The sequence below is a fragment of the Idiomarina sp. UBA3162 genome, from assembly GCF_002364475.1.
GTDB lineage: Bacteria > Pseudomonadota > Gammaproteobacteria > Enterobacterales > Alteromonadaceae > Idiomarina.
Map to the genome: position 1 here is coordinate 1 of NZ_DEYI01000086.1, position 10,571 is coordinate 10,571.

Consider the following 10,571-nt stretch of genomic DNA (forward strand, 5'->3'; position numbering starts at 1 on the left):
TAACGCCTGACCAAATTTTTGTATCTGCACCCTCCGTTACTTCAGGGCCGATATGCGTGTGTGCACCAATCGTAACGTTATCGCCAATCACTGCACCCGCTTCGATCACAACGTATTCGCCTAATGCCACATTGCTACCTAATTTTGCAGAAGCGTGCACCTTAGCCGTTTCGGCAACGCCCTCAGCAGGCAATGGCGTGGTATCTAAGCGCTGAGCCACTTTAGCAAATGCCGCATAGGGGTTATTCACTACGATAGCATTTATCGCCGGCATGTCTTCGGCATCTTTAGGCGAGAGGATAACGGCACCGGCTCGACTGGTTTCAAGCTGGCCTTTGTAACGGCTATTAGCTAAGAAAGCAATTTGCGCTGCTGATGCAGACTGTAAAGTCCCAACTCCAGTAACAACAAGGTTCGCGTCGCCGCGAACCTCACCATCAACATACTCTGCTAACTGCTTTAAAGAGTATTCTGTCATTGATTAGTTACCCGAGTTACCACTCATGCGCTCGACAACTTTCGCAGAAAGGTCATTATCAGACTTCATGAATGCGACAGCGTTACTCTGTAAAACAAGATCGTAATCACCTGATTCAGCAACAGCGTTAATTGCGTTCTGCACTTTACCTAGCAACTCATCGCGCTCTTCAGCTTGACGACGGCGTGTATCTTCTTGCAACGCTTTGCTCTTCAGCTGTGCTTCAGCCACTAACTGTTCAAGCTCGCGGTTCAGTTGCGTTTTCTCGTCAGCAGACATAACGGATGCATCACGTTCTTGCTTTTGACGCAGCTCTTGGATCTTCTGCTCTAATTGACGCATTTCCTCGAAACGATCTTGAAACTCGGTTTGCAACTGCTGTGAAATTTGCTCACGTTGTGGCAATTGCTGAAACACTTGCATCATATCGACAACGCCGATCTTCTGTTGAGCACTTGCTGCGCCAGCAAACATTGCACTTGATACAGCTAAAGCTGCAACGGTTGTTTTAAATAGCTTTTTCAAAATTAACTCCTCAAAAAAATTTGTTGTTCTTATAGTGCGATTCTCTCGCGTTGAACTGTCAACATCGCTACTCTATCAGAATGTCGTACCGATGTTGAACGAGAATATCTGGGTTTCATCGCCTTCCACTTCTTTAAGCGCTCGACCTAATGAGAAGGTCAACGGACCCATAGGCGATATCCACTGTACGGAAACACCTGCCGACACTCGGAAGTCACCAGGATCACTGTAGTCACTCAGTGGTTGACTCTGACCTATTAAATCTAAGCCCTTATACTTATCGTAGTCAAACTCAGTATCCCACACGGTCCCCACATCGACGAACACACTTGTACGGACACTGTTACGCATGCCTTCGTCAATGAACGGTGTTGGTACGATAAGTTCAACACCGCCAACTACTTTCGCGTTACCACCTACCGCAAATCGACTAACAGTGATTGATTCAGCGTTAGAGCCTGCTGGGTAACCGCCCGGTAATCCGGTCCAGTCTGGCGGCGTCGCGATCTGATCGGCGTAGCTATATATCGCCCGTGGACCCACCGTGTTCGGCTCAAAGCCACGTAAATCGCCTTGACCGCCAACGCGGAATGACTCCCAGAAAGGCAACAAATAGTCGTTGCCCGCATCGTCCTCGCCGTAACCATTACCATAGCCGACATTGAAACGGGTTAGTAGCGTCCACTGCTGATCGTCTGACAAAGGCCAGTAATATTTAAAGTCGTAACCGAGACGGAAATACTGAATATCACTGAACGGTGCCGAGATTTCAAACGATGCCCGCTGAGACGAACCTGAGCTTGGGAACGTACCGCGGTTTAAGGTCACTCGTGACCACCCCGCGGTAAAGTCGTAAATATCGAAGCCAACGCCTGAATCTGGACTCTGCGGGTCCAAGAACGCTTGATAGAACTTACGAATCTGCTCGTAGCCATCAACGTTGGTTACTTCTTGACGTTTATAACCTACACCAAAGCTAAAGCTATTGATTTCATCGACAGGGAAACCAACATTGGTGCTTACGCCATACGTACGTTGGTTGTAGCGAATCAAGTTTTCAGCTCGTCCGGCATCGAACTCGCTGAGGAACAATTGACCCGATAAAGAAACACCATTGGTGGTAAAGTACGGGTCGGTGTAGGAGACACTAAAGTTCTTCTGGAAGCGGCTTGTCGAGACATTAATACCCGCACGGTTACCGGTACCTAAGAAGTTACTTTGTTGTATACCAGCATTCAGTTGTAGACCGGAGTAGTCACCGTAGCCGATACCGGCATTAAACGAGCCCGATGGTTGTTCTTTTACCTTATAAGTAACATCGACTTGGTCAGGTTGGCCATCCACTTTCTCAGTCGAGGTTTCAACCGTTTCAAAGAAACCGAGGCGTTCTAGACGAACTTTACCTTGCTCAACCTTGTTATCCGACAACCAAGCACCTTCAAGTTGACGCATTTCGCGACGTAAAACTTGATCTTCTGTGGTCGAGTTACCCTCAAAACCAATACGGCGTACATAAACACGGTTGCCTGGGTTGACCGAGAAAGTCAGCTTAACCGTTTTGTCCTCGTCGTTACGCTCAGGCAACGCTTTCACTTCAGGGTAAGCATATCCATAACCACCGTAAAAGCGGCTGACAAGATCTTCGATATAGGTCACTTGAGCGGCATTATAAAGTGCGCCCTCTTTAATCGTAGTTAAGCGATTAACAATGTCTTCGTGTCCTTTCAGATCACCAATCACATCGGTTTCGCTAACGTAATACTTCTCGCCTTCGCTCACATTAATCGTAATGTAAACGCCGGCTTTATCGGGGGTAACGGAAACTTGTACAGATTCCACTTGGAATTGAAGGTAACCTCGGTCGCGGTAGTACGACTCGAGCGTTTCCAAGTCACCACTCAACTGCTCTTTTTGATAACGCTTCTCACCGATAATATTCCACCAAGGTAAGTCATCACGTAATTCAAACGTATCTAGCAGTAATTCGTCCGGAAACGCTTTGTTACCCACAATATTGATCTGAGCAATCTCTGCGGCATCGCCCTCTTCGAAGTTCATGCGCAACTCAACACGGTTACGTGGCAGCTCAATGACTTCGAGATCAACTTGGGCGTTATATTTACCGACACTTTGATAGAAGTCTTCAAGACCCTTTTCGATACCGGAGATGGTCGTGCGATCGAGTGGCTCACCTTCAACGATATTGTTGTCTTGTAGACTTTGTTCTAACTGCTCGTCCTTAATATCGTTGTTACCCTCAAATGTAATTTGAGCGATTGTGGGACGCTCGCTTACACGGAAAGTCAGCGTTCCGTTATCACGTACCGCTTCGATATAATCAAAGTGAGTAGAAGAATAAAGTGACTTGATCGCGCTGCGAATCTGCAGCTCAGACACTTCATCGCCAACTCGAACAGGAATGTAGGTCAATGCAGCACCCAGTGCCACACGTTGTAGACCTTTAACTTCGATATCTTGGACAACAAATTCATCTTGTGCTTGCGCTGCGGGCGAAACCGCCGACGCAACCATGGCACTCACTAACAGCTTTTTAAACGTCATTATAACTAGCTACTTATTGTTGACTTTGAATTAGAATGCGAAGCGCATGATGTCATTACTTATGGCGATTATCATCAATGCAAAGACTAACGCACCACCAATCCGATAACAGATGTCTTGAACTTTGTCCGACACCGGCTTTCCTCTCACCCACTCAGCAATAAAGAACGCTAAGTGACCCCCATCTAACATGGGTAAAGGCACCAGATTGATTATCCCTAAATTTACACTTAACAGCGCAAGAAAGCTGAGAAAGTAAACGAACCCACTACTTGCGCTTACGCCAGCCCCTTCAGCAATACTTAAAGGACCCGCGAGATTTTTTACGGACACATCGCCCGTGATTAATTTTCCAATCATTTTGACGCTGACAACCATGAGTTCCCATGTCTGCTCAGCGCCCTTTACTAAACCACCGACAATACCATACTGATGGTTGAACACATAGCCCTCAGGCAACTCTCCTACCTCTGGGGCAATGCCTAGGTAACCTATGACATCAGAACCTCGTTCGCGTTCACCAGGAATGACAGTTATTTTCTGTTCAACGCCTTGGCGCTCTATCGTCAAGGTTAACCCCACACCCGGCGACTCAGCAATCGTTGCAGTCAACTGCTGCCAGCTTTGTAGCGGCTGACCATTAAGCTCAGTCACCTTATCGCCCGCTTTAAGACCCGCTCGTTGCGCCGGTGAGTCATCAACAACCTGCGCCAACGTCGTCGAGACATTGGGTCGGAATACTTGAATTCCCAAGCTACCAAAGGTGGTTTCGGTTTCCGGATCAAACTGCCAATCTTCAATATTCAAGGTTTTCTGCTGTAACTGACCCTCGGGGCTACGCACGGTTATTGATAGTTGGTCGTTACCAATCGCACTCATCAAACCGAGTTGAACCTGTTGCCAGTCATACGCCTCGACATCATCAACTTTAACAATCTCGCTGCCTTCAACAAACTGTGCCTGGGCGGCAATGGATCCTGGCTGAACCTCTCCAATGATCGGCTTTACCGTGGGCACCCCAATACCAAACATCAGCCATAATACTGCGATAGCGAGAATAAAATTCGCAATCGGCCCGGCGGCGACAATCGCAAAACGCTTATAAACCGACTGCGCATTGAAAGATAGATGCTTATCTTGTTCACTGACTTCATCAACGCGTTCGTCAAGCATCCGGACGTAGCCACCTAAGGGGATAATACCCACTTGATACTGCGTACCATCACGCGCCACTCGAGACCAGATTGCTTTACCAAAACCCACTGAGTACGTGAGCACTTTCACCCCACAACGACGGGCGACCCAAAAGTGACCAAATTCGTGAAACGAAACCAAAATACCTAAGGTGACCACAAATGATGCGGCGTACCATAACCAATCAAGCATAAACAACTTGCTCCACGCGTTGTGATGCGGCGCTACGCGCCTGCGAATCAATAGCCATGAGTGCTTCTACAGAATCAACATTGATGCATTCTAGATTCTGTAACGCCGCGTCACATACCTCAGCAATATCTGTAAAGCGAATCTGTCGTTGCAAAAACGCAGCGACCGCTACTTCATTAGCAGCGTTTAAGGTCGTCGTAGCAGACTGCCCAGCCCAGCAGCTCTCTATTGCCAATTTAAGACAAGGATACCGATTGAAGTCGACCGGCATGAAAGTCAGCTCGCTGAGCGCCATAAAGTCGAGTCCTTTAACGCCACTGCGAATACGTTCGGGGAAGCCTAATACATGAGCGATGGGCGTGCGCATATCCGGCTCTCCCATTTGAGCGATCACCGAGCCATCAATATATTGAACCATGGAATGAATCACGCTCTGTGGGTGAATCAGGATATCCAACTGCTCCCGTTGACAATTAAATAGCCAGCGCGCCTCAATATACTCAAGTCCCTTGTTTAACATGGTTGCAGAGTCAACAGATATCTTCTGCCCCATCGACCAATTAGGATGATTGCACGCTTGCTCAGGTGTTTGTTGTGACAGCGCCTGAATCGGTGTATGACGGAAAGGACCGCCTGAGCCAGTTAGCAATAATTTATCAATACCATGCTCGTTCAGTTGCATGTGACCTACTTGCTGCTGAGCCAAGTCAGGCAAGCACTGGAATATTGCGTTGTGCTCAGAGTCTACTGGAAGAATTTGCGCACCGCTCTGACGCGCAGCATTGATAAATAGCTCTCCACTGACAACCAAGGCTTCCTTATTGGCAAGCAACACACGTTTACCTTGGTTTATCGCAGCGAGCGTAGGCGCTAAACCTGCGGCTCCAACAATAGCCGCCATGACGACATCGACCTCAGCGCATCCACTCACTTCAGTTAATGCCTGTTCACCCGCAAGCACTTCTGTTTTGACATCAACGGGCAATTGGCTACGTAATTGTTCAGCGGCACCTGAATCAACCATAACCGCATATTGAGGCATATAACGGCACACAATCTCCAGCATCGCATTCACGTTGCCATTGGCCGTCACAGCGAACAATGAATAGCTCTCGGGATGTCGGGCGACAACATCCAACGTATTCTGACCGATAGACCCCGTCGCGCCTAGAATTGTAATCGACTGACTCATACTTACCGTAAAAACTCCAAGTATGCGAGGGTAAATACTGGCACAGCCGCGGTTAGACTGTCGATGCGGTCCAAAATACCGCCATGACCCGGCAAAATCGAGCCACTGTCTTTGACACCCGCACTGCGTTTAAACATGCTTTCGTTCAAATCACCAAAAACCGATGCGACCACCGTAAATAAGCCAGTGAGGTAATAACCTGTAAATTGGTCGGCTGGGATTTGTGTCCAATGTGAAACCACCATCATGACAATGAATGCCAGTGTTACGCCACCGCACAACCCTTCCATCGTTTTACCTGGACTCACAGCCGGCATCATTTTATTGCGGCCGTAACGAACCCCGGCGAAGTAGGCACCAACGTCAGCTGCCCAAACAAGCAACAAAATGAATAGCACCACCCAACCACCAAAGTACGGTTGCACATCAATGTTGATTGAGCGCACTGTAACCAACGCTGCCCAAGTCGGCACAAAAATTAACATGCCAAAAATGCCGACTATCGAGCGTGTGCGCGACCACATCCGACGACTCGATGGGTAGTTAACTACGAGTGCTAATGCACACACCCACCAAACACCACCTGCTGCGATGGTGGCATAAATGATGTTATTCAGCGTTCCAGATTGCCAGAGATGTTCAAAAGGCACCGCTAGGCTTAGCGCACCAATGATAATACCGATCCCCGCAGTGTAGGCAATGCGCGAGCGCGTTTTGGTCAGCCCCATGAGTGGTGCCCACTCCCAAGCACCGAGCATAAGCACGGCCTGAATGAATAAGGAGAAACCCCACAGCGGCAATAAGAACACTGCATAGAGTGCGACAGGTATTAAAATAACGGCTGTCAAAATTCGTTGTTTAAGCAAAAATTTAGTCCTCTACACGCGCATTCATTGTTTCGACGAGTTTATCGAGTTGTTCACTGGTGAGTCCATAACGGCGTTCACGGCGAGCAAACTCAGCAATCGCATTTGCAAATGCCTGATCGTCAAAGTCGGGCCATAATATCGGGGTAAAGTAAAATTCTGCATACGCTATTTGCCATAGCAAGAAATTACTGACCCTCTGCTCTCCGCCTGTACGAATGAGCAAATCAGGTTTTGGCTGGTCGGCTAAACATAAATAACGTTCGAATGTACGCTCATCAATATCCGATGGCACTAGCTCATTTCGCGTAACCGCCTCTGCAAGTTGCCGTGATGCTTGAGCAATGTCCCACTGACCACCGTAATTAGCTGCCACATTCAAGGTCATACCTTGGCAGTCAGATGTCATCGCCTCAGCCTTATCGATGTGCTTGCGCAAACGGCTTGAAAATTGTGACTTATCGCCAATAATCCGAAGCTTTATATCGTTTTGCTTGAGTTTATCAGCTTCTTTCTTTAACACATTGACGAAAAGTTCCATTAACAATGAAACTTCTGTTGCTGGTCGATTCCAATTTTCACTGCTAAAAGCAAACAAGGTCAGTGATTCGATTCCGTTGCGACGCGCAAAGCTCACGGTGTTTCTAACCGCTTCAGCGCCCTTTTTATGTCCAAAGGTTCGACGTTTGCCCTGTTGTTTTGCCCAACGCCCGTTACCGTCCATGATGATGGCGACATGCTTGGGTATGACTTGTTGTATTGTTGGAGATTGCTTCATGCTGTCCGCCAATAATTAAAACGCCGCATAGATACTACACGGCGTCATCTAGAGCACGAAATGGAATTAAACTTCCATCAAGTCCTGTTCTTTTGCTTTAAGCGACTCGTCGATTTTTTTAACGTACGTGTCGGTAAGCTTTTGGACATCGTCCTCTGCCGAGTGTTCCTCGTCCTCGGTGATTTCTTTCTCTTTCAAAAGCTCTTTCAAGTCATTATTCGCATCACGACGGATATTACGGACCGCTACGCGTGCTTGTTCGGCCTCTGCACGTACGATCTTGACCAAGTCACGGCGGCGTTCTTCGGTCAAAGGAGGTAGTGGGATACGAATCACAGCACCTGCCGACGCAGGGTTTAAACCCAAATCAGAGGTTAAAATGGCTTTTTCGACCGCTTGAGCAGAAGACTTGTCAAACACGGTCAATGCCAATGTCCGAGAGTCTTCCGTGGTAATGTTAGCGAGCTGCTTAAGCGGCGTATCCACACCGTAATAGTTAACCATAACACTATCAAGGATGCTTGGATGAGCACGCCCTGTGCGTACTTTAGACATTTGACTGCGAAGCGATTCTACGCTTTTTTCCATACGCTCTTTTGCGTCTTTAATAATATCGTTAATCACTGTATTTACCCTTTCTATTTCGATTATTCAGCGTCTTTGCTAATTAGTGTACCTTCTTCTTCGCCTAGAATCACGGATCTCAATGCACCCGGCTTGTTCATGTTGAAAACACGAATCGGTAATTCATGATCACGTGCCAGTGTAAAGGCGGCAAGGTCCATCACTTTTAACTGCTGCTGAAGCACATCTTGATAATTAATATGGCGATACAACGTGGCATCGGGATTACTGACGGGATCGTCAGAGTATACCCCATCAACCTTAGTACCTTTTAGTACGATGTCAGCTTCGATCTCAATGCCGCGTAAACACGCTGCAGAGTCGGTAGTGAAAAATGGGTTGCCGGTACCCGCTGAGAAAATAACGACACGCCCTGATTTAAGCAAGCTAATGGCTTCGGCCCAGTTATAGCTGTCGCACACGCCAGTCAGTTCAATTGCAGACATCAAACGCGCATTGACAAAAGCGCGGTGCAGCGCATCACGCATGGCTAAACCATTCATTACTGTTGCAAGCATTCCCATGTGGTCACCAACCACTCGGTTCATTCCGGCTTTTGCAAGACCTTCGCCGCGGAATAAATTACCACCACCGATGACCAGTCCGACCTGAACCCCGAGTTCAACCAGCTCTTTAATTTCTTGAGCCATGCGATCCAGAACTTTTGCGTCGATGCCAAAAGGCTCATCGCCCATTAACGCTTCACCGCTGAGTTTTAAAAGAATACGTCGATATGTTGGTTTTGGGTGGGTACTCATGCTTGCCTCTCAATATCCATTTTTCTAAAAAAAACCGCGTCCTGAACGCTCAAGACGCGGTTTCTATTACTCACATTGGGGTTGTGGACCCTGGCACAAAGAATTAACCTTTGCTTGCCGCCGCCACTTGAGCTTGTACTTCAGAAGCAAAATCTTCTTCTTTACGCTCAATACCTTCGCCCACTTCAAAGCGTACGAATGTAACTACGTCTGCACCCGCTTGCTTAAGCAGTTCGCCAACAGTCATTGAAGGATCTTTTACGAACGGCTGACCAGTCAGACTGATCTCACCCGTAAATTTACGCATACGACCTTCGACCATTTTCTCAGCGATTTCTTTTGGTTTACCGCTTTGCATTGCGATATCAACCTGAATAGCACGTTCTTTTTCAACGACTTCAGCGTCAACATCTTCAGGCTTAACGAACTGAGGACTGCTCGCAGCAACATGCATACACAAGTCGCGCGCTAAGTCTTCGTCGCCGCCATTTAATGCAACAGCTACACCAATACGTGCACCGTGAGTGTAAGTAGCAACAGTGTCGCCTTCTTCAATCGTCTTAACACGACGTACGTTCATGTTTTCGCCGATTTTAGCAACAAGGTCTTCACGGGTTTTCTCAACAGTTTCGCCGCCGATGTCAGTTGCTTTCAACTGTTCAACATCGTTTTCTTTGCTAGCGAACGCTGCGTTGATAACTTTCTCGCCAAATGCCAAGAAGCTGTCATCGCGTGCAACAAAGTCAGTTTCGCAGTTAAGCTCAACGAGTGTCGCTTGGTTGCCTTCAGACTTAACCAAGATAACGCCTTCAGCCGCAACACGGCCGGCTTTCTTGGCCGCTTTTGCTTGACCGCTTTTACGCATTAGCTCGATTGCAGCTTCCATGTCGCCGTCAACTTCTTGCAATGCCTTCTTGCAGTCCATCATACCAGCGCCTGTGCGCTCGCGAAGTTCTTTTACCTGAGCAGCAGTAATTGCCATGGTTAGATCCTCAATTATTCGGTAGCTTCAACAAAATCGTCAGCGTCTTTAGCTTCTACTGGCGCTGATTTAGCTTCTTTGATCGCGTCTGCTGCAGCATTCAAATACAATTGTACTGCGCGGATTGCGTCATCGTTACCTGGGATAACGTAGTCAACGCCATCTGGATCTGAGTTAGTATCAACAACAGAAACAACTGGGATACCTAAGTTGTTTGCTTCTTTAATCGCAATGTGCTCGTGATCAGCGTCGATTACGAACAATACGTCAGGCAAGCCGCCCATGTTTTTGATACCGCCAAGGCCTTTTTCAAGCTTTTCCATTTCGCGGGTGTTAACCAACGCTTCTTTTTTGGTTAGCTTGTCGAAAGTACCGTCTTGGCTCATAGTTTCAAGATCTTTCAAACGCTTGATTGATTGA

General features: G+C 47.6%; 11 protein-coding genes. All 11 read right to left on the reverse strand.

Annotated elements, in window-relative coordinates; genetic code table 11:
• Positions 1 to 478, reverse strand: a 478-nt coding sequence (locus B2X00_RS10660; RefSeq protein WP_290487529.1) for an LpxD N-terminal domain-containing protein, incomplete at its 3' end; no start/stop codon positions are given.
• A gap of 3 nt (positions 479 to 481) precedes the next feature.
• On the reverse strand, positions 482 to 1,003 hold the full coding sequence (locus tag B2X00_RS10665; RefSeq protein WP_290487530.1) for an OmpH family outer membrane protein: 522 nt from the start codon (positions 1,001 to 1,003) through the stop codon (positions 482 to 484).
• A gap of 75 nt (positions 1,004 to 1,078) precedes the next feature.
• Entirely contained in the window at positions 1,079 to 3,565 is a 2,487-nt protein-coding gene (gene bamA / locus B2X00_RS10670; protein WP_290487531.1) for an outer membrane protein assembly factor BamA, read from the reverse strand.
• 30 nt (positions 3,566 to 3,595) lie between these two features.
• The gene (gene rseP, locus B2X00_RS10675) at positions 3,596 to 4,951 is read right to left on the reverse strand and encodes a sigma E protease regulator RseP (protein ID WP_290487532.1); all 1,356 of its coding nucleotides are present in this window, start codon (positions 4,949 to 4,951) and stop codon (positions 3,596 to 3,598) included.
• The gene (gene ispC, locus B2X00_RS10680) at positions 4,944 to 6,143 is read right to left on the reverse strand and encodes a 1-deoxy-D-xylulose-5-phosphate reductoisomerase (protein WP_290487533.1); all 1,200 of its coding nucleotides are present in this window, start codon (positions 6,141 to 6,143) and stop codon (positions 4,944 to 4,946) included. Before ispC ends, rseP begins: the two co-directional genes overlap by 8 nt.
• A gap of 2 nt (positions 6,144 to 6,145) precedes the next feature.
• The gene (locus B2X00_RS10685; protein WP_290487534.1) at positions 6,146 to 7,009 is read right to left on the reverse strand and encodes a phosphatidate cytidylyltransferase; all 864 of its coding nucleotides are present in this window, start codon (positions 7,007 to 7,009) and stop codon (positions 6,146 to 6,148) included.
• 4 nt (positions 7,010 to 7,013) lie between these two features.
• Positions 7,014 to 7,787: a polyprenyl diphosphate synthase gene (gene uppS, locus B2X00_RS10690; protein ID WP_290487536.1), complete on the reverse strand. Its 774-nt coding sequence runs from the start codon at positions 7,785 to 7,787 to the stop codon at positions 7,014 to 7,016.
• A 66-nt stretch (positions 7,788 to 7,853) separates the two neighbouring features.
• Complete coding sequence (gene frr, locus B2X00_RS10695; protein ID WP_370215255.1) at positions 7,854 to 8,375, reverse strand: ribosome recycling factor; 522 nt, start codon at positions 8,373 to 8,375, stop codon at positions 7,854 to 7,856.
• Positions 8,376 to 8,434: 59 nt separating this feature from the next.
• A complete protein-coding gene (gene pyrH, locus B2X00_RS10700) occupies positions 8,435 to 9,169 on the reverse strand; it encodes a UMP kinase (protein WP_006955308.1) in 735 nt (244 codons plus the stop codon).
• Positions 9,170 to 9,272: 103 nt separating this feature from the next.
• Positions 9,273 to 10,151, reverse strand: coding sequence for a translation elongation factor Ts (gene tsf / locus B2X00_RS10705; RefSeq protein WP_290487537.1), 879 nt, complete (start codon positions 10,149 to 10,151; stop codon positions 9,273 to 9,275).
• Positions 10,152 to 10,165: 14 nt separating this feature from the next.
• Positions 10,166 to 10,571: 30S ribosomal protein S2 (rpsB, locus tag B2X00_RS10710; RefSeq protein WP_290487538.1), on the reverse strand; the 406-nt coding region annotated here is incomplete at its 5' end.

Excerpts from the sequence above, each read along its gene's own strand:
- bamA (WP_290487531.1), bottom strand. The coding sequence starts at position 3,565 with ATGACGTTTAAAAAGCTGTTAGTGAGTGCCATGGTTGCGTCGGCGGTT.
- rseP (WP_290487532.1), bottom strand. The coding sequence starts at position 4,951 with ATGCTTGATTGGTTATGGTACGCCGCATCATTTGTGGTCACCTTAGGT.
- ispC (WP_290487533.1), bottom strand. The coding sequence starts at position 6,143 with ATGAGTCAGTCGATTACAATTCTAGGCGCGACGGGGTCTATCGGTCAG.
- uppS (WP_290487536.1), bottom strand. The coding sequence starts at position 7,787 with ATGAAGCAATCTCCAACAATACAACAAGTCATACCCAAGCATGTCGCC.
- frr (WP_370215255.1), bottom strand. The coding sequence starts at position 8,375 with ATGGAAAAAAGCGTAGAATCGCTTCGCAGTCAAATGTCTAAAGTACGC.
- pyrH (WP_006955308.1), bottom strand. The coding sequence starts at position 9,169 with ATGAGTACCCACCCAAAACCAACATATCGACGTATTCTTTTAAAACTC.
- tsf (WP_290487537.1), bottom strand. The coding sequence starts at position 10,151 with ATGGCAATTACTGCTGCTCAGGTAAAAGAACTTCGCGAGCGCACAGGC.